Source organism: Actinomycetospora sp. C-140 (assembly GCF_054796175.1).
The window spans coordinates 127,901-146,068 of record NZ_JBTWNF010000014.1; the positions used below are offsets into that span (position 1 = coordinate 127,901).

The 18,168-nt window shown below is 76.5% G+C and carries 18 protein-coding genes; 5 read left to right on the plus strand and 13 right to left on the minus strand.

Annotated features, from left to right (window positions below; translation table 11 throughout):
* Positions 1-17 precede the first annotated feature (17 nt).
* Together ACR9E3_RS22365 and ACR9E3_RS22370 are read left to right on the plus strand one after the other, a co-directional pair.
* A complete protein-coding gene (locus ACR9E3_RS22365) occupies positions 18-845 on the plus strand; it encodes an alpha/beta hydrolase (protein ID WP_460382740.1) in 828 nt (275 codons plus the stop codon).
* The gene (locus ACR9E3_RS22370; RefSeq protein ID WP_460382741.1) at positions 842-1,462 is read left to right on the plus strand and encodes a DUF308 domain-containing protein; all 621 of its coding nucleotides are present in this window, start codon (positions 842-844) and stop codon (positions 1,460-1,462) included. The genes ACR9E3_RS22365 and ACR9E3_RS22370 overlap by 4 nt, the downstream gene beginning before the upstream one ends.
* Here the strand turns inward: ACR9E3_RS22370 and ACR9E3_RS22375 are convergent.
* From ACR9E3_RS22375 to ACR9E3_RS22395, 5 genes are all read right to left on the minus strand, one after another.
* A complete protein-coding gene (locus ACR9E3_RS22375; protein ID WP_460382742.1) occupies positions 1,459-2,400 on the minus strand; it encodes an ROK family protein in 942 nt (313 codons plus the stop codon). The genes ACR9E3_RS22370 and ACR9E3_RS22375 overlap by 4 nt on opposite strands.
* On the minus strand, positions 2,394-3,545 hold the full coding sequence (locus tag ACR9E3_RS22380) for a hypothetical protein (RefSeq protein ID WP_460382743.1): 1,152 nt from the start codon (positions 3,543-3,545) through the stop codon (positions 2,394-2,396). Before ACR9E3_RS22380 ends, ACR9E3_RS22375 begins: the two co-directional genes overlap by 7 nt.
* Positions 3,542-4,774, minus strand: a complete 1,233-nt coding sequence (locus tag ACR9E3_RS22385; RefSeq protein ID WP_460382745.1) for an ArsA family ATPase — start codon at positions 4,772-4,774, stop codon at positions 3,542-3,544. The genes ACR9E3_RS22380 and ACR9E3_RS22385 overlap by 4 nt, the downstream gene beginning before the upstream one ends.
* On the minus strand, positions 4,775-5,203 hold the full coding sequence (locus ACR9E3_RS22390) for an SRPBCC family protein (protein ID WP_460382747.1): 429 nt from the start codon (positions 5,201-5,203) through the stop codon (positions 4,775-4,777).
* Between the two features lie 107 nt (positions 5,204-5,310).
* Positions 5,311-5,739, minus strand: coding sequence for a polyketide cyclase / dehydrase and lipid transport (locus ACR9E3_RS22395; RefSeq protein WP_460382748.1), 429 nt, complete (start codon positions 5,737-5,739; stop codon positions 5,311-5,313).
* 111 nt (positions 5,740-5,850) lie between these two features.
* Here ACR9E3_RS22395 and ACR9E3_RS22400 point away from each other — a divergent pair, with 111 nt between their 5' ends.
* The gene (locus ACR9E3_RS22400; protein ID WP_460382749.1) at positions 5,851-7,647 is read left to right on the plus strand and encodes an AMP-dependent synthetase/ligase; all 1,797 of its coding nucleotides are present in this window, start codon (positions 5,851-5,853) and stop codon (positions 7,645-7,647) included.
* Between the two features lie 82 nt (positions 7,648-7,729).
* Here ACR9E3_RS22400 and ACR9E3_RS22405 read toward each other — a convergent pair whose 3' ends face one another.
* The 5 genes from ACR9E3_RS22405 to ACR9E3_RS22425 all read right to left on the minus strand — a co-directional run bounded on the left by ACR9E3_RS22405 (position 7,730) and on the right by ACR9E3_RS22425 (position 13,148).
* Complete coding sequence (locus tag ACR9E3_RS22405) at positions 7,730-8,875, minus strand: glycosyltransferase family 4 protein (protein WP_460382751.1); 1,146 nt, start codon at positions 8,873-8,875, stop codon at positions 7,730-7,732.
* Positions 8,876-8,927: 52 nt separating this feature from the next.
* A complete protein-coding gene (locus ACR9E3_RS22410) occupies positions 8,928-9,815 on the minus strand; it encodes an alpha/beta fold hydrolase (RefSeq protein ID WP_460382752.1) in 888 nt (295 codons plus the stop codon).
* 61 nt (positions 9,816-9,876) lie between these two features.
* Complete coding sequence (locus tag ACR9E3_RS22415; RefSeq protein ID WP_460382753.1) at positions 9,877-10,896, minus strand: C40 family peptidase; 1,020 nt, start codon at positions 10,894-10,896, stop codon at positions 9,877-9,879.
* A 370-nt stretch (positions 10,897-11,266) separates the two neighbouring features.
* Positions 11,267-11,626 (minus strand): hypothetical protein, encoded by a 360-nt coding sequence (locus tag ACR9E3_RS22420; RefSeq protein WP_460382754.1) that lies wholly within the window; start codon positions 11,624-11,626, stop codon positions 11,267-11,269.
* A gap of 61 nt (positions 11,627-11,687) precedes the next feature.
* Positions 11,688-13,148, minus strand: a complete 1,461-nt coding sequence (locus ACR9E3_RS22425; RefSeq protein WP_460382755.1) for an NYN domain-containing protein — start codon at positions 13,146-13,148, stop codon at positions 11,688-11,690.
* Positions 13,149-13,242: 94 nt separating this feature from the next.
* Here ACR9E3_RS22425 and ACR9E3_RS22430 point away from each other — a divergent pair, with 94 nt between their 5' ends.
* Entirely contained in the window at positions 13,243-14,994 is a 1,752-nt protein-coding gene (locus ACR9E3_RS22430; protein WP_460382756.1) for a DEDD exonuclease domain-containing protein, read from the plus strand.
* 30 nt (positions 14,995-15,024) lie between these two features.
* Here ACR9E3_RS22430 and ACR9E3_RS22435 read toward each other — a convergent pair whose 3' ends face one another.
* Genes ACR9E3_RS22435 through ACR9E3_RS22445 form a run of 3 tightly spaced genes read right to left on the minus strand, consistent with a single transcriptional unit; the run spans position 15,025 to position 17,384 of the window.
* Entirely contained in the window at positions 15,025-15,696 is a 672-nt protein-coding gene (locus ACR9E3_RS22435) for a hypothetical protein (protein ID WP_460382758.1), read from the minus strand.
* A gap of 32 nt (positions 15,697-15,728) precedes the next feature.
* On the minus strand, positions 15,729-16,178 hold the full coding sequence (locus ACR9E3_RS22440; protein ID WP_460382759.1) for a hypothetical protein: 450 nt from the start codon (positions 16,176-16,178) through the stop codon (positions 15,729-15,731).
* Positions 16,179-16,202: 24 nt separating this feature from the next.
* Positions 16,203-17,384, minus strand: a complete 1,182-nt coding sequence (locus ACR9E3_RS22445; protein ID WP_460382760.1) for a hypothetical protein — start codon at positions 17,382-17,384, stop codon at positions 16,203-16,205.
* A 498-nt stretch (positions 17,385-17,882) separates the two neighbouring features.
* On the opposite strand from ACR9E3_RS22445, the gene ACR9E3_RS22450 reads away from it, so the two are divergent.
* A complete protein-coding gene (locus ACR9E3_RS22450; RefSeq protein ID WP_460382761.1) occupies positions 17,883-18,161 on the plus strand; it encodes an Lrp/AsnC family transcriptional regulator in 279 nt (92 codons plus the stop codon).
* The last annotated feature ends 7 nt before the right edge of the window (positions 18,162-18,168 follow it).

Genomic DNA, 18,168 nt, shown 5'->3' on the forward strand with positions numbered 1-18,168 from the left:
GCGCCCGGAGGAACCACGTGCCCGTGATGCCCGGAGCCGAGCCGTTCGCCTCCGATCCCGGCGACGGCTCGCGGGAGATCGGTGTCGTGCTCAGCCACGGGCTCACCGGCACGCCGCAGAGCATGCGCGCCTGGGGCGAGTACCTGGCCGGCGAGGGGGTCGGCGTCCGCGGGCCCCGCCTGCCCGGGCACGGCACGCGCTGGCAGGACCTCAACCGCACGCGCTGGCCCGACTGGTACGGCGAGGTGGAGCGCGCGGTCGACGACCTGCGGCGCGAGTACCGCTCGGTGTTCGTGTTCGGGCAGTCCATGGGCGGCACGCTGACGCTGCGCCTCGCGCAGGAGCGCGGCGACGACCTGGCCGGCATCGCCCTGGTCAACCCGTCGGTCACGACGCTGCGGCGCGACGCCGCGATCGCCCCGTACATCCAGTGGGTCGTGCCGTGGGTGCCGGGCGTCGCCAACGACATCCGCAAGCCGGGAGTCACCGAGCTCGCGTACGACCGGCTGCCCACCCGCGCGGCCGTGTCGCTCACGGCGCTGTGGCGGCTGGTGCGCGCCGACCTGCCGCGGGTGCGCTGCCCCGTGCTGCTGTTCCACTCGCCGTCCGACCACGTGGTCGAGCCGGTGAACAGCACGCTCGTGCTCGAGGGCATCGGCTCCGACGACGTCACGGACGTCGTGCTCGCCGACAGCCACCACGTCGCGACCCTCGACAACGACGCCCCGACGATCTTCGCCGACAGCTTGGCGTTCGTGCGCCGCGTGCACGCCGACCGCACCGGCGGTTCGACCGACTCCATCTCCGGCACCACCGCCGGGACCACCACAGGGACCACCGCATGACCGCGCCCGAGCCCGACGGTCCGGACCAGACCCGCCCCGACCCGGCGGGACGCGACGCGGGTGGTGCCCGCCGTCCGGACCTGCCCGAGGACATCGACGCCGCGTTCGCCTCGATCGTCGCCGACTGGGCGGCCGACGGCGCGCCGCGCTGGCCCGACGAGGCGCCCGACGTCCCCGACGCGCCCCGCCGCCCCGCGACCGACCCGCGTGACGACGGTCCGTCCTCGGGGATCGGCACCGCCACCCCGCCCGGCGGGCAGCCCGCGCCGCGGGACGTGCCCGGCCGGCGCGCCCCGCGTCCCGGCACGGGTCCCCGCGTGGATCCGCCGGTGCCCGACGCCCGGCGCTCCCCGCCCGCGCGGCCCGCCGAGGACGAGCACTACGTGCCGCCGGACCCGCCGCCGCTGCCCCGGCTCGGTCTGAGCAGCCTGCTCGGCATCGGCCTGCTGATCGTCGGGGTGGTCCTGCTCGCGGTGCCCGGCCTGCTCGGCGGGCCCATCGGGCTGGGCATCGTGCCCGGCCTGCTCGCGATGACCGCCGGCCTGGGCTGGCTCGTGTTCGGCCTCCGGCGAGGCCGCGGGTCCGACGACGGGTCCGACGACGGCGCCATCCTCTAGACGCCCGCGCGCTCCCGGGCGTCCAGCGCCGCGCCGATCACCCCGGCGCGACCGCCCAGCTCGGCGGTCCTGATGTCGGCCAGCCGGCGGTGCCCGTCGCCGGTGACCTTCTGGGCGTATCGGCGCCGCGCGCGCTCGAGGTAGAGCGGCGCCGACGCGGACACCTCGCCGCCCACCACGACGACGTCGGGGTCGAAGACGTCGGCGACCAGGGCGAGCGCCTGGCCCAGCCAGTCCGCGAACTCCGCGACCACCCGACCGGCCAGGGCATCACCCTGCTCGGCGGCCCGCGCGACGTCGCGGCCGGTCAGGGGCTCGGCCCGTTCCCAGGCGGCGCGCAGCACCGAGAAGTCGTCGGTCGCGGCGACCAGCTCCTCCGCCGACCGGCCCAGCGCGCTGCCGCTGCAGTAGCGCTCGAGGCAGCCGGACTTGCCGCAGGGACAGGGACGCCCGCCCCGCACCACGGTCAGGTGCCCGAGCTCGGGGGCCACGCCGTGGGCACCACGGAACACGGCGCCGTCGATCAACAGGGCCGCGCCGATCCCGGTGCCGAGCGCCACCAGCACGGCCACCGAGGCGCCGGAGGCGGCGCCGACCCGGTGCTCGGCCAGCCCGGCGGCGTTCGCGTCGTGCTCGACGACCACGGGCAGGGCCAGCCGCTCGGCCAGGCGGTCGACCACCGGGTCGTCGCGCCACGGCAGGTGGGCCCCGAAGGCGACCGTGCGCCGGTCGGGGTCGACGAACCCGGCCACGGCCAGCCCGACCGCGCGCACGGGGTGGGTCGTGGCGAGCCCGCCGACCAGCTCGACGACCACGTCGTCGAGCGCCGACGCCTCCCGGGCGGTCGGGGCCGCGGCCTCGGCCAGGACCCGGCCGTCGCCGTCGACCACCGCGGCGCGCACGGACGTCCCGCCGACGTCGACGCCGACCGTCAGCACGGTGGCTCGGTGTCGTGGGGGTCCCCGGAGGCCGCGCCGGGCCCTCGTGCGGGGCGGCGGATCGCGATGCGCTGGACGGACGGGCGCGGCGGGACGGTGGGCGTGGCGTCCCGTCCCGGCGCGGCGGCACCCGACGCGGCCGGGTCGGCGGTCGTCGGCCGGCCCCTCGTCGCGGGCCGGCCCGTCGCCGCGGGACGGGCGCTCGCCCGGCGCGGTGCCGGACGGGGCCCGCCGCCGGAGGCCCGGGGTCCCGGCCGAGGCGCGCCGACCGGGGCACCACCGTTCGGCGTGGCGTCCTGCTCGGGCCGGGCGTCGGTCCGTCCCGCCTCTGGGGCGGTGCTCGTGCCCTCGCCCGGCGTCTCCGACGGCGACGTCCCGGCGCCACCCGCGCCGCGGAAGGCAGCGGACCGCGGCGAGGCCCGACGGATCGGGACCCTGCGCCGTGCCCGGGCGTCCGTGGCGGGGCCGACGTCCCGGACGTCGCCGGAGGCCGCGGGCGTTCCCGGCGGCATCCCGTCGCCCGTGCTGTCGGGGACCTCGTCGCCGACGGCGGCGTGGTCCTCGGCGGCGTGGTCCTCGGCGGCGTGGTCCTCGGCGGCGTGGTCCTCGGCGGCGTGGTCCTCGGCGGCGTGGTCCTCGGCGGCGTGGTCCTCGGCGGCGTGGTCCTCGGCGGAGCCCGGAGTCGCGCCCCAGCCGTCCCACGCGCCCCACTCGGCCGGCCAGCCGGGCGGCGGCGCACCGTCCGGGCCGGGAGTCGCCTCAGGAGCCGCCCCGTGCGTGTGCCCGTGCGTGTGCCCGTGCCCCGCGTCCTGGTGGGTCTGCAGCATCAGCCGCAGCAACATCATCAGCCCGGACGCCTGCTCCGCGAGGCGCGCCGTCAGCTCGGGCTGCTCGCCACGCAGGGCCGCGACGAGCGCGCAGACCGGGCACCACGCGCAGGGGCCGGGGCTCTGCGGCGGGCGCATCCCCAGCCGGCGCGATCCCGTCAGCCCGTTGGCTCCCGGAGGGCGGGCCCCGTCGGTCGGCACGTCCATCCGCGTGCCGAGCCAGTCGAGCAGGGCCGACGCCGTCGCGCGGGCCTCCTCGGTCAGGCGCTCCTGCGCGGCCCGGCCGGCGTCACCCGCACCGCTCCCCGCGCCGGTCACCGCATCCACACCGTCGGGTCGGGGCGGAAGACCACCGAGAGCAGGTCGTCGGCGAGGTCCGCGCCGGTCACCTCGCAGCGGCGCAGCACCGGCGGCAGGGCGACCGCCCGGCGGCGGCCGTCGACGGTGACGGCCAGCTCGTCGCCGATGCGCGCGAGATCGACCTCGGCGTCACCGATCCCCGCGACGTGCAGGTCGAGCACGAACTCGCTGTCCTGCTCCGTCCCGGTGCCGGCGGTGCGCCGCACGGCCACGAGCGCCCGCCCGATCGGCCCGTCGAGCGGGTCGTCGTCGCCGTAGAGGGTGTCGGCGAGGTCGGCGAGGGCGTCGACGCCGACCGGCTCGCCGGGGTGGTGGGCGACACGCCGGACGGGGACGTCGCCGCCGGCGCCGGCGAGGTCGGCGAGCACCGCCTCCTGCTCGGCGCGCCGGGCCCGGACCCAGTTCGCGGCCGCGCCCCGTCCCTTGCCGGCGTCCGGGACGAGACGGTTGGCCACCATCCCGTCGACGTGCAGGCCGTGCAGGGCCAGCGCGGTCAGGGTGCGTCGCGTCTCGGCGGCGACGACCCGTTCGGGGGTGAGGACCAGGCGGATCGTGGTGGTGCGGTGGTCGCCGAGCAGGTCGCGCAGGCCGGCGAGCTGCTCGGCCAGCCGCGAGAGCGACGCCGCCGCGGCGTCCCACTTCGCGACGGTCGCGCTGCTGCCGGCGAGTCCGGCGAGGACCCCGCGGACGGCCCGGCGGTGTGCCGGGAACAACCGCTCGAGGTAGGAGCCGAGGGCCTCGGGCAGCGCGAGCAGCCGCAGGGTCTCGGCGGTCGGTCCGCAGTCGACGACCACGACCTCCCAGGGCCCGTCGACCGTCGCGCGCCGCACGTCCTCGAGGGCGAGGAGCTCCTCGACGCCGGGGAGCACGGTCAGCTCGTCGGCGACCATCTCGTCGACCCCGGCCCCCGCGAGCAGGGTGCGCAGCTGGGCACGCAGCGGCTCCCAGGCGTCGTCGACCAGCGCGCGGGTGTCGATGTGGGCCGCGAACAGGCCCGGCAAGGTGTCGGGCGCGACCTCGGCGGGCGTGCCGTCGAGACGGGCGGCGAACGCGTCGCCCAAGGAGTGCGCGGGGTCCGCGGACAGGACGAGCACCTTGCGCCCGCCACGGGCGAGCGCCACCGCCGTCGCGGCCGCCGTGGTGGTCTTCCCGACCCCGCCCTTGCCGGTGAACAGCAGGACCCGCACTCAGCCCTCCACGCGACGCTTCAGCCCGGTCAGTGCCTGGTCCATGATCCGCTTCTCGGCGCGTCGCTTGAGCATGCCGGGCAGCGGCACGGCGAGATCCACCGACAGGGTGTAGGTGACCTCGGTGCCGTCCCCGGCCTCCGCCAGCCGGTAGCGGCCACGCTGCGAGCGCTGCATCTGTCCGGAGACGAGGTCCCAGGTGACGCCGTCGTCCTGCCAGTCGTAGGCCAGCACGTAGGTGTCCTTGATCGGACCGGCGTCCAGGGAGAAGCGGACCTGCTCCGGACGTCCCTCGTCGTCGTGCGTGAGCACCGAGGCCGAGGTGATCGAGTCAGCCCACTCCGGGTAGGCCGGGAAGTCGGCGATGACCCCGAGGACATCGGCGGCCGGGGCCGCGATGGTGATGGACTGGGTCGACTCGTCGGCCATGGCGCGGAAGGCTACCGCCGAGCCCGACGCGCACGTCACGCCCCATACACCCCGTCCGGAGCGCCGTGACCAGGCCCTCACCGGGCCGGATCGGCGTGATCGGGCCCTCACCGCTCCCCGGTCGGGAGCGGCGGCACGCCCGGCGGTCGACCGGCCTCGAGACGGTCCTTGAGCGCGAACGCGAGGGCCTTCGCCGCGCGCTGGCGGCGCACCCCCTCGCGGGTCGCCGCCCGCCGCGAGAGGGTCCCGTCCGCCGGGTCGACGCGCAGGAAGTAGTGCAGCACCGTGCCGTCGCCGACGGCCTCGAGCCAGACCTCCATGCTGCCCCGCCAGGCATCGCCGACGACGCTCCAGCGCACGCCCTGGGGGCCCCGGTCGGCGAAGACGCGCAGCGCGAGGTCCGGCCAGAGCCGCCGCCAGGCCGCCGGGTCGGCGAACTCGGCCGCGAGGCGCTCGGGCGGCACGGCGAGGAACGTCTCGTCCACCACATCCACGCTCGCCACGCGTCCAGCGTCCCAGGACCCCTCCTTCTCCATCGCTCACGTCCCACATGGCTGGGCGAAATGTCCGGCTACCGGGAGGTAGACCCCGCGACTAGGGTCACAGCCGGACGCAGCGAGGCGCGCGGGGCAGGAGTGGTGGACGACATGCAGCAGTACACGGAGCCGGCGATCGCGAAGGTCGCCGACGACGACAACCTCACCGCCGCACCCTGGGCGAACGCCGACGCCCACGGTGGCGACGTCGCCTACAAGCGCCTACAGGGTGACCAGTGGCAGGACGTCACCTTCGCCGCCTTCCGCGACGAGGTGGTCGCGACCGCCAAGGGCTTCGTGGCCGCGGGCATCCAGCCCGGCGACCGGGTCGGGCTGATCTCGAAGACCCGCTACGAGTGGACCCTGCTGGACTACGCGCTCTGGACCGCCGGCGCGGTGACCCTGCCGATCTACGAGACCTCCTCGTCCGACCAGGTCGAGTGGTGCCTCTCCGACTCGGGCGCGCGCGGCGTGATCGTCGAGTCCGACGAGCACTTCTCGATCGTCTCCGCGCTGCGCGAGAAGCTCCCGGAGCTGGAGCACGTCTGGCAGATCGACGGCGCCGACGGCGCCGTGGGCGGCCTGCGCGAGGCCGGCGCGGACGTCGACGACGCGACGGTCGAGGCGCGGCGCACGGCCGTGCACGCCGACGACCTCGCGACCCTGATCTACACCTCCGGCACCACCGGACGCCCGAAGGGCTGCGAGATCAGCCACCGCAACCTGCTGTTCGAGGTGCGCGCCGTGGCCGAGACCTTCGGGGACCTCATGACCCCGGGCAACTCGACACTGCTGTTCCTCCCCCTCGCCCACATCTTCGCCCGCGTCATCCAGTGCGCGGCGCAGGAGTACCGCTACACCATCGGCCACTTCGCCGACACCAAGAAGCTGACCACCGAGCTCCCGCGGTTCCGGCCGGACTTCCTGCTCTCGGTGCCCCGGGTGTTCGAGAAGGTCTACAACGGCGCCAAGGTCAAGGCCCACAACGACGGCAAGGGGCGGATCTTCGACGCCGCCGAGGCCACGGCCGTCTCCTACAGCGAGGCCCTCGACGCCGGCGGCCCGGGGATCGTCCTGCGCCTGCAGCACGGGCTGTTCGACAAGCTCGTCTACGGCAAGCTCCGCGCGGCGCTGGGCGGGCGCTGCATCGGCGCGGTGTCGGGCGGCTCGGCGCTCGGCGCGCGCATCGGCCACTTCTTCCGCGGCATCGGCGTGCCGATCCACGAGGGCTATGGCCTCACCGAGACCAGCGCGGCGATCACCGCGAACCCGAGCGGCCGCATCAAGGTCGGCACCGTCGGCAAGCCGATCCCGGGCATCACGGTCGCGATCGGCGAGGACGGCGAGATCCTCGCGAAGGGCGACGTCGTCTTCCGCGGCTACTGGAACAACGAGGAGGCCACGACGTCGACCATCGTCGACGGCTGGTTCCACACCGGCGACCTCGGCAGCCTCGACGACGAGGGCTACCTCTCGATCACCGGCCGCAAGAAGGAGCTCATCGTCACCGCGGGCGGCAAGAACGTGGCCCCCGCCGTGCTCGAGGACCGCGTCCGCGCCCACCGCCTGGTCAGCCAGGCGCTCGTCGTCGGCGACAACCGCCCCTACGTCGGCGCGCTGATCACCCTCGACCCCGAGGCGCTGCCCGGCTGGAGCACCGAGCACGGCAAGGACTCCTCCGACGCCGCCGCCCTCGCCGACGACCCCGACATCCGGGCGGAGATCACCGCGGCGATCGACGACGCGAACAAGGCCGTCTCGAAGGCCGAGGCCATCAAGCAGTGGCGCATCCTCTCGACCGACTTCACCGAGGAGAGCGGCGAGCTCACGCCGACGATGAAGCTCAAGCGCAACGTCATCGCCGAGAACCGCGCCGCCGACATCGACGCGGTCTACGAGCAGCACTGAGGCCCGGGGTTTCCGCAGCGAACGGGTATCTCGCTGCTTCTATGCGCCCGAAGTCCCCGTTGATCACCCGCCTGGGAGGTGCTCAGCCGGCGGCGAGGGCGCGCAGGCGCGCGGCGCGGGACTCCCAGGTCCACTCGTCGCGCATCCACCGCCGACCCGCCTCGCCCATGGCCCGGGCGGCGTCCGGGTCGGCGAGCAGGTCGGCGAGGGTGTCGGCGACGTCGCGGCGGTCGCGGCCGTCGACGAGGCGCCCGGTCCGGCCGGGCCGCACGGTCTCCGGGGCGCCGCCGGAGCGGCCGGCGACGACGGGCACGCCGCTGGCCTGCGCCTCGAGCAGGACGATGCCCAGGCCCTCGACGTCCAGCCCGCCCCCGAGGGTGCGGCACGGGAGGGCGCCGACGTCGAGGGCGGCGTGGTGCGCCGGGACCTCGTCGGGTGCCATGGGGCCGGTGAACACGACGTGGTCGGCGACGTCGTGGGTGCGCGCCAGTCGCCGCAACCGATCGCGGTCGGGGCCGTCGCCCGCGATGAGCAGCGCGGCGCCCGGCACGCTCCCGCGCAGGTGGGGCAGTGCCGCGATCAGCACGTCCTGCCCCTTGCGGCGCACGAGCCGGGACACGCAGCCCACGAGCGGCCGCTCCCCCAGCCCGTACCGGCGCCGGATCGCGTCCCGGGCCCCGGGGTCGGGCCGGAAGCGTTCGCCGTCGATCCCCGACGGCAACGGTTCGAGGGCGGCGTCCGGGCCGAGGGCCGGGGCGATCCGGCCGCGGGTGTAGCGACTGACCGTGGTGACGACGTCGCTCTCGCGCCCGATGTGCCCCAGCGCCTGGCGACTGGCCGGCAGCATCGACCAGCCGACCTCGTGTCCGTGGGTGCTCGCGAGGATCCGGCGTGCTCCGGCCCGGCGCAGCGCGGACGCCATCAGCCCGAGGGGAGCCGCCGCGCCGAACCACACGGTGTCGATCTCCCGCGTGCGCAGCAGCTCCGCCGCGCGCTGCGTCGCGCCCGGCGTGGGCAGCATCATCGTGGTGGGCAGGCGGTGGACCTCGAAGGGCTGGTCCGCGTCGAAACGCCGGCACGCCTCCCGTGCCTCGTCCGTGCGCCGCCAGGTGGAGGCGAGGACGACGAGCTCGTCGGCGGGGAGGCGGGTGGCGAGCGCGTGGAGGTAGGACTGGATGCCGCCCGGCCGGGGCGGGAAGTCGTTGGTGACCAGCAACGTGCGCGCCACGCCGCGGAGCCTCGCACGAGTCTCCGCGCCGCCCGCCACGGGCCGGACGCCGCTAGGACGAACGGCGCAGGAACTCCACCGTGGCCGCGTTGACGACCTCCGGGTGCGTCGCGCTGAGGAAGTGCTGGCCCCCGTCGACGACCCGCAGCTCGGCCTGCGGGGAGCTCGTGAACCGTGGGATTTCGTCCTCGGCGTTGGCGACCGAGTACACGCGGTCGTCGGTGCCGTGCAGCCAGAGCACCGGGCAGCGCACGGCGTCGAGCCGACCGTGCAGCCCGTCGCGGTCCCGCAGGTTGATCGAGCTGATCCGCAGCCGCCGGCGCCCGGCGTCGCCGGTGTAGTTGCGCTGGTGGGTCGCGTGCCAGAACGCGCGCTCGTCCGGGTCGACGTCCTCGCCGAAGCCCTCCGCCAGGACCGCGTCGACCAGCTCGACGGGGATGACCCAGTCGTCGCCGACGGGCTCGGCGAGGGCGTCGATCGCCGGGCTGAGGAACGCGATGCCGTCCCAGCACCCGAGCTCGCGGCTCCGTGGGCTCTCGAAGTCCATCGACGTGCCCAGCGGGATGACGCCGCGGACGACGTCGGGCGCGAGGAGGGCCATGCGGACGGCGATCCACCCGCCCTGGGACGTGCCGAGGACGAACGCACGGTCGATCCCGAGGGCGTCGAGCACCTGGAGCGCCGCCGCGGCGCTGTCCCAGTAGGTGTAGTCGGCGTACCCGGCTCGCGTGGCCCCGTGGCCGTAGGGCTCGATCGCGAGGACGTTCGCGGTCCGGGTCAGCTCCTCGTCGGCGAACTGCGGGCGGTACAGCTCCGCCGAGGTCGTGAACGAGTTGACCAGGACGAGCGTCGGGAGCGTCGCGTCGTACGGGCCGCCCAGGGCGTACCCGATCGTCGAGGAGCCGAGGTGGGGCACGGTGATCGTCTGGGCGGAGTCCACGAGCCCGAGCCTGTGACCCGGCCCACGACGGTGTCAATCACACCGTCGTCCCGGGGGCCGCTCAGAGGACGATGCGCCGGACGCCGGTGAGGCTGGAGCGGACGTCGGAGACCTTGACGACGTCGCCGGACTGCGGCGCCTCGAGGAACTTGCCGTCGCCGACGTAGAAGCCGACGTGGGTGACGGGGTCGTTGAAGAACAGCAGGTCGCCGGGGCGGGCGTCGGCCATCGAGACCGGCACACCGACCAGGGCCTGCTGGCGTGACACCCGCGGGAGCCCGACCCCGACCTGTCGGTAGGCCCACTGCACCAGCCCGGAGCAGTCGAACGTCGAGGGCCCGGTGGCGCCCCAGACGTAGGGCTTGCCCTGCTGGGTCAGCGCCGCGCGCAGCGCCTCGACCGCGATCCCGGAGCCTGGGACGTTCGTGGGGAACTTCGTGGTACCGCCGCGGCGCAGCGCGGCCAGCGTCGCCGGGGACGCGTCGGCGAGAGCCGCCTCCGCCGCGGCGACCTCGCGGTCGGCGTCGTCGCGGCGCCGCTGGGCGTCGTCCGCGCTGCGCTGCGCGTCCGAGGCCGACCGGTCGGCGTCGGTGGCGCGGGCGCCGGCGTCGCGCTCGGCGCCCTCGGCGGCTGCGGTGGCGTCGAGGAAGCGCTGGACGAACCTCTGGTTCTCGGTGGAGATCGTGTCGAGCAGGCTGGTGCGGTCGAGGTAGGCCTGCGGGGACTCGCTGCCCAGCAGCGCGCCGAGCGCGTCGAGCTGGCCACCCTGGAATGCGGCCGCGGTGACCGGGTCGACCTCGGCGAAGGCCCGGTCGCGGTCGGCGCGGGCGCCGTCGGCCACCTCGCGGGCGTCGTCGGCCTCGCGGCGGGTGCGGTCGGCCTCGGACCGGCGCACCCCGAGCTGCTCAGCCGCGTCCATCGACGCCTCCGTGGCGTCGGCCGCACGGGCGTTGGCCTGGGCGAGGGCCGTGACGGCGTCGGAGGCTCCGGGCGGGACGATGGGGTCGGCCCGTGCGGTCCCCGCGGGCGCGGCCCCCACCCCCGCTCCGGCCGCGAGCAGGACCCCGAGCAGGAGCAGCACGACGCCTCGGACGATGACCGCGGGCCGGGAGCGTCCAGCGGGGTGCTCGGCAGGGTGCTCGGTGGCGCGTCGTGCGGAACGGGGGGACACCACCGCGTCGTCGGGTCCTCTCTGCGCAGTCTGGCACGACCGCGTCCCCGGACCCGCCGGCGGCCGTCGACCGTCCTCGGGCCGGACACGTCAGCCCCCGACGGCCTCGATCCGGAACCCCCGGCGGCGCACCCGGCGCCGCGTGGGTGGGCGGAGATTATCGAAGGCCTGACGGCGCCCCGCACCGGGCGGTGTCGAACGGCGGGCGCCCGGACGGCCCACGGTCCGGCGCGCACCGGGCGAAGCACGCTCCGCCGTGACGTGCGCCCGATCAGAGCCGTCACCCGGCGTCCCGGGCCCGGCGCGGACGGGGCGCTCCCCGCTGCTCGCGCGGGGCCTCGGGCGGCGGGGCCGGCGGCACGAGCCGCAGCCGCGGGATCAGTCCGTGGTCGGCGAGGACCTCGAGCGCCCGTTGCTCGACGGGCCCGAACTCCAGCGGCAGGGGGCCGCCGGGCGCCGCGTCGCTCGGCACCACCGACCCGTCCGCCGGCGGGGCGGACGGCACGGACGGCGTGCCGAGCAGGACGCCGACGACGCAGTCGTGGCAGGCGATGTCGCGGACGGCGCAGGAGTCGCAGTCGATGAGCACGGTGGCCTCCCGGTCAGGAGTCCCCGGCGGGTCCGGGGTCGTGGCACGCACGCTAGGAGCGACCCCCGACAACGCCGCCCGCGTCGATCCCGCAGCCCGACGGAACCGCAGGTCAGATGCGCGACAACCGGCTGAGCAGGACGCTCGAGGGCACCGGGTGCGCACCCGACCGCCGCACCGAGTCGACGACCGCGCGGTCGGAGGTGACCACCACCAGGGGGCGGCCCTCGGGCTCCGCGCCGACGAGCGAGCGGATGAGGTCGTCGGCCAGGACCCCCGCGTCGCTGAAGAGCACCCGCACCCCGCGCACGGAGTGCGTCGGCACGTTGGTGATGCCGGCGCCGTCGAACACCAGGGTGGTCTCGGCACCCGTCCGGGCCGCGAGGGGCGCGACCGCCGCGACGAGGCGTTCCCGCTGGGTGGCCAGGGACAACTCCGGCCAGCCGGTCTTGGTGACGTTGTAGCCGTCCACGACGAGGTGCACCTCGGGCAGCGCGAGCAGCCGGTCGAGGGCGGCGGGGTCGGTGACGCGGGCCTTCGGCGCCCCGCCGGACCCGGCGCCGACGAGCTCCGCCGGCCGGGCGCCGGGGTCGGCCGTCCGCAGGCCGAGCTCGCGGCGCAGGCCCTCGGCGGCGCCGGCGACGGTGTCGACGAGCAGGGCGAGGCGCGCGTCGTCGACCCGGCGGGCCTCCAGCGAGGCGCGGCGCGCCCCGGCGAGCTCCTCGGTGGCGCGGCGCGCCCGGTCCTCGGCGGCGGCCGCGGCGTCCCGCCGGCGATCACGGTCGCGGCGCAGCTCCTCCAGCTCGGCGCGCAGCCCGCCGTCGCCCGCCTCCTGCGCCGCCCGCAGCGCCGTCGCCTCGTCCTCGGCCCGACGCACCCGCGTGCCCTGCTCGCGCAGGCGGGCGCGCAGCTTGGCGACCTCGTCACGGTTCTCCTCGCCCACGGACCCCACCGCGGCGCGGGCCTCGTCGCGCTCGGCGGTGAGCCTGCGCACCTCCCCCTCGAGCCGTTCGACGCGGGCGAGCGCGGCATCGCGCTCGGCACGGGCCCGGACGGCGTCCTGCCGGTCGCCCACGTCGCGGACCAGCCCGGACCCCTCCTCGCGGCCCTCGAGCACGGCGACGGCGGCCGCGTGCACGGGATCGGGCGACGGCGGGCTCCAACCGTCGGGGCGCTCCTCGGTCCACCAGCCGACGATCCGCGCGGCGAACCCCTCGGTGCGCCCGACGGCGGCGAGCAGGGGCGCCGCGCCGGCCCGTGCCCGCTTGGCCGGGGCGAACCGCGCCACGGCCCGGACCGGCGGGGGCAGCTCCGTGACCGGGATGTTGCCGACGGCGACCGACGCCAGCTCCGCCACCTTGGCCCGCACCGGCTCGGGGGCCTGCTCCAGGAGGCGGGTGCGCACCGCGGCCCGCGCCGCGTCGTCCACCGCGTCCTCCGCCGCAACGTCCGGCGCGTCGTCCACGGCGACCCCGTCGTCGTCCGGCGCCCCGTCCGCCGCGCCGGGGGCATCGGGGGCATCGGGGGGTGCCGTCGTGCCCGGACCTCCCGGGCCGTCGCCGCACGCCTCCATGACCGGTCAGGCTAGTCCCGGCGCGGCCCCACGACCGGGCCCGTCCGCGCGGCCGGCAGGGACTGTCGGGGGGCGCTCGTAGCGTCCCGCCGCGATGGACGCACCCGCCCGTCCGGTCACCGGGCCGGACCCCCAGCTCTCGTTCGGCGAGCTCGGCACGCCCCTGTCGGCGGTCACGTTCGTCGTGGTCGACCTGGAGACGACCGGTGGCCCTCCCGACTCCGACGCGATCACCGAGATCGGCGCGGTCAAGGTGCGCGGCGGCGAGGTGGTCGGCGAGTTCGCCACGCTGGTCGACCCGGGGGTGTCCGTGCCGCCGGCGATCATCCAGCTCACCGGCATCACCACGGCCATGGTCACCGGCGCTCCCCGGCTGCGCGACGTGCTGGGCGCGTTCCTGGAGTTCTGCGCCGGCGCCGTGCTCGTCGCGCACAACGCCCCGTTCGACATCGGACACCTGCGCGCCGCCTGCCGGCGCCACGGTCCGTCGTGGCCGCGCCCGGCGGTCGTGTGCACGGCGCGGCTCGGACGCCGCGTGCTGACGCGCGACGAGGCCCCGTCGTGCCGGCTCTCGGCGCTGGCGACGCTCTTCCACGCCCGCACGCGCCCCGTCCACCGCGCCCTCGACGACGCGAAGGCCACCGTCGACGTGCTGCACGGGCTGCTCGAGCGCGTCGGCGGGCGCGGGGTGTCGACGTTGGAGGACCTCCTCGCGCTGCAGGTGGAGGTCAGCCCCGCGCAACGCGCCAAGCGCCACCTCGCGGACGCCGTGCCCGAGCAGCCCGGCGTCTACCTCTTCCGCGGCCCCGGCGACGAGGTGCTCTACGTGGGCACCAGCGGCGAGCTCCGCCGCCGCGTGCGCTCCTACTTCACCGGCGGCGACAAACGGGCCCGCATCAAGGAGATGATCGGTCTCGTCGAACGCGTCGACTGGGTGGTGTGCGCCCACGCTCTCGAGGCGGAGGTCCGCGAGCTGCGCCTGCTCGCCGGGCACGCCCCCCGCTACAACCGCCGTTCCCGCTTCCCCCACCGCGGGTGGTGGGTGGCGCTCACCGACGAGCCCTTCCCGCGCCTGTCGGTGGTCCGGACGCCCCGAGCCGACGCGATCGGGCCCTTCACCCGCCGCCCGAACGCCGTGGACGCGGTCGCCGCGCTGCAGGACGCAGTGCGCCTGCGGCCGTGCACCCAGCGGATCCCGGCCCGCGGGGCGTCGGGCACGCCGTGCGCCCTGCACGAGATGGGCCGTTGCGCGGCCCCGTGCGCGGGTCACCTCGACGTCGAGGCCTACCGCCCGGTGGTGGACGACGCCCGGGCGCTGGTGCGGGGGAACGACGACGCGGGGCTGCGACGCCTCTCGGCCACCGTCACCGAGCTCGCCGCGGCCGAGCGGTTCGAGGACGCGGCCGCCCACCGCGACCGCCTCGCCGAGCTCGCCCACGCCCTCGGCCGGGTCCAGCGCCTGTCCGCGGTCGCCGCAGCGCCGGAGATGATCGCCGCGAGGCCGGACGGCGAGCGGGGGTGGGACCTCGCCGTGGTCCGGCACGGGCGCCTCGCCGCCGCCGGACGCGCCCGGCGCGGGGTGCCGCCCATGCCGGTCGTCGAGTCGCTGGTGGCCTCGGCGGAGACGGTCCGGCCCGACGCGGGCCCCCTGTGCGGGGCGCCGCCCGAGGAGGTCGCGGTCGTGACCCGGTGGCTCGAGCGGCCGGGCACGCGGATGGTCCGCACCACGACGCCCTGGGCCATGCCCGCCGCCGGCGCCGGGGCGTGGGGCGCGTGGATCGGGCGCGCCCGGGAGGCGCGGCGGGGCGACCGTGGGGGCGCCCCCGCCCCGGGGGAGGTCCGGTGACCGGGCGCGTCCCGCCGGGAGCCGACCACCTCACAGGCCGCGTCGCCGTCCGTCGCGCACCGTCGGGCCGCGGGCCGCCGGTCGATCCGGGTGCTCGGGCGGGTCGGCGCGCGGGATCATGGCCGCAGGTGGGAGCGGCTCCGGACTGTTCTCACTCGTCGCGGCGCGGTGCTCCCGGTCCGCCGTACCGCGCCCGGGGACCTGACGGTCCGTCGGTGGGTCCGGGGTGGCGGCGGGGTCGGCCAGGGACGGGGTCGACGACCAGACTCCGTCGACGGGCCGGCGGCGCAGGCTCGGGCCGGCGGTCACGGCGTCCGGTGACACCGTCCGCAGACGCCGCCGCACCCGCCGGGCACGCAGCGCGCCGCCCTCGACGACCACCACGAGCACGAGGTGGTCCCCGTGCGGGTCGGCGAGCGGCTGCAGCAGGTGTCGCCGGCCGTCACCGGTGGCCACGGTGACCTCTCCGGACGGTCCGCCGACCCCGTCGATCGCCGCGGCCCCGCGCGCCAGCTCGGCGTGGCCGGTCCCGAGCCGTTCGACGTCCACGTCGTCGCGGCCGGTCGCGTAACCGTCCAACACGAACCCGCTCGCGGCGTCCACGAGGGTGGCCGCGGCGATCCACCGGTGGTCGAGGAGCGGGCGCAGCACCGCCGAGAGGCCGTCGTCGCGGACGCACACCACGTGGCGATGGCGGGCCACGGTGCTCCCTTCCTCGGCGGCCGGTGGTCGTGTCAGCGCGGGCCGGGCTGCTGTGAGTAGCCGGGCTCGGCCAGCGTCGCCATGGCCGGGCCCGCGGCCGCTCCGGGATCGTCGATGAAGAATCGTTGCGCGATCATCTTGAGATCGCGGCGGGCCATCGCCAGGTTGGCCTGCTGGCGGTTCAGGACCAGATAGAAGAACAACTTGTCGTCGCCGCTCGAGTAGATCGGGCGGATCAGGTGGTACTGCGTGTCGAGCGTGATGAGGATGTCCTCGATCGTCTCGCGCAGGCCCAGCTTCTGCATGACGTCGAACTTCGCCCGCACGACCTCGCTGTTCCCGGGCGCGGCCACGTCGAGATCGAACTCGGCGCTGCCGCCGCGCGAGCCGAGCGTCATCCCGCTGTCGTAGTCGACGAGGGCGACGGCGAATGCGCCCTTGATGTTCGCGGCGGCGTTGAGGACGTAGTCGACATCGGCCATGGGTGTTCTCCTCGGGGTGTCGGGTCAGACGGACGGCGTCGGCGGGGTCGGTGGGCGGACGGCCCGCCGACGGGGGTCGGGATCGTCATCGGGGCCGTGGACGAAGTCGCGCAGCACGGCGAGGCACCGGGACACGGCGCCCGGACGCGACGCCGTCTCGCCGGGCTCGTCGCCCGCGTGGTCGTCCGGCCGGCCGTCCGCATCGGGCGCGGGGTCCGGAGTCGGCGCCGGGATCGGCGCCGGGGTCGGTCGCGGCGACGGGGCCGCCGGCGCGCGGTCGGGCTCCGGTCGCCGCGGCGACGGCGGTGTCGGGGGCCGTGAGGGCGGCGATGAGGGCGGCGGGAGCGAGGACGACGGCGGCGGGAGCGAGGAAGACGGCGGCGGGACCGACGACGAGAGCGGCGGGAGCGGGGACGGCCGGGGCGGGCGCGGCGCGGGGATCCGGGACGGTGCCGGCGGGAGCGACCGCGGGCCCGTCGCGTCCCGACCGAGCTCGGCGAGCTGCTGGCGGGCCATCGCGAGGTTCCCGCGCGGTCGTCCGAGCCGCAGGTGGACCCAGGCCGGCCTCCCGCTCGGGGCGTCGAGCGGACGGAGGAGGTGGTGGGCCGTCGGCGTCGTGACGACGATGTCCTCGACGGACCCTCGACGGTCGGCCGACACGGCCGCGGTACGCCGCGCCCACCCGAGCAGCGCATCCACCTGCTCGTCGCGCTCGCCGCGTTCCCGCAGGCACGCGCCGGTCTCGTCGTCGACGCTCGCGACGTACTCGGCGCCGGGCAGACCCGCGAGGTCGTCGAACGCCGAGTGCCATCGACCGGCGCCGCCCTCGTCGCCCCGCGGCGCCTCGCGGGACAGGTCGCGGCCCGGGGCGACCGGCCTCCGCCGGGCCGCGCGTGGGGACGGAACCGGGGACGCAGGCGGGGACGGGACCGGGGACGCGGGCGGGGGCGGCAGCGGAGGCCGAGACGGCGGTGGCGGCGGAGGCACCACCATCGGGGTGACGGCCCGCGACTCCCCCCGTGGTGCGGTCCCGACCCCGTCGGCGCCGTCGCCGGCCGTGGCGGGCGCGAGGGGTGGGACCGGCCCGGCGAGCGGGTCCGGTCCGGGCCGCCGCCATTCCCAGTACTCGCGCTTCGCGGCCAGTGCGGCGCGCGGCGTCCGCGCGGGGAGAGGAGCGCGCGCAGCGCCGTTCCGATCCTCCGTCACCAACGTCCCTTCCCCCCTCACCCGTTGGGGCGCTTGTTCACCCCAACGGCTGCAAGTTCGGGGCCGTAGAACTCCGGAATGGCGTCCTCAACTCCGAGATCGTCCGGACACAGGAGAACGAGAAACCGATACAGATCGCGAGCCACGATTCACCGAGCAGCAGAAACGGGCGTCGCGGACCCCCGTTCGCCCACGGGCGGAACGCCGGACGGCGTACGGGTGTCCGACGCCCCCGGGGAATCGCGGAGACCGAACGGCGGAGCCGTTCGCCGAGAACTCACCCGCGGAAATGCGGCGTTCGCCCGCGGTGGTCCCGGGACGCACGGGAGCACTGAGACGGGAGCGGCGGCCGTGACACGAGAGATCGCCCGCTCCGCGGGACCAGGTGGGTGGGCCCTGGAGGATCGCGGCGGACCCGCACCGGGTCCGGGCCCTCCGCCCTCGCCCGCGGCGCGCCCCTAGACTGCGGGCCCCACCGACGCCGCCGAGGAGAGCTCCGTGATCACGGCCTTCGTGATGGTCCACGCCGACGCCGACCGCATCCCCGAGACGGCGCAGGCGATCGCCGACCTCGACGGCGTCGCCGAGGTCTACTCGTGCGCGGGCGATGTCGACCTCGTCGCCGTGGTGCGCGTCCGCGAGCACGAGCAGCTCGCCGAGGTCATCGCCGGCGGGCTGTCCAAGGTGACGGGCGTGCGGAGCACGTCGACGCACATCGCGTTCCGGTCGTACTCGGCGCGCGACGACGCGTCGGCGTTCTCGGTCGGGCTCGACTAGACACTCG

What these genes read in the sequence shown, in the direction of transcription:
- ACR9E3_RS22425 (WP_460382755.1), bottom strand. Translation starts at nt 13,148, where the DNA reads ATGGAGGCGTGCGGCGACGGCCCGGGAGGTCCGGGCACGACGGCACCC.
- ACR9E3_RS22440 (WP_460382759.1), bottom strand. Translation starts at nt 16,178, where the DNA reads ATGGCCGATGTCGACTACGTCCTCAACGCCGCCGCGAACATCAAGGGC.
- ACR9E3_RS22390 (WP_460382747.1), bottom strand. Translation starts at nt 5,203, where the DNA reads ATGGCCGACGAGTCGACCCAGTCCATCACCATCGCGGCCCCGGCCGCC.
- ACR9E3_RS22430 (WP_460382756.1), top strand. Translation starts at nt 13,243, where the DNA reads ATGGACGCACCCGCCCGTCCGGTCACCGGGCCGGACCCCCAGCTCTCG.
- ACR9E3_RS22370 (WP_460382741.1), top strand. Translation starts at nt 842, where the DNA reads ATGACCGCGCCCGAGCCCGACGGTCCGGACCAGACCCGCCCCGACCCG.
- ACR9E3_RS22395 (WP_460382748.1), bottom strand. Translation starts at nt 5,739, where the DNA reads ATGGAGAAGGAGGGGTCCTGGGACGCTGGACGCGTGGCGAGCGTGGAT.
- ACR9E3_RS22400 (WP_460382749.1), top strand. Translation starts at nt 5,851, where the DNA reads ATGCAGCAGTACACGGAGCCGGCGATCGCGAAGGTCGCCGACGACGAC.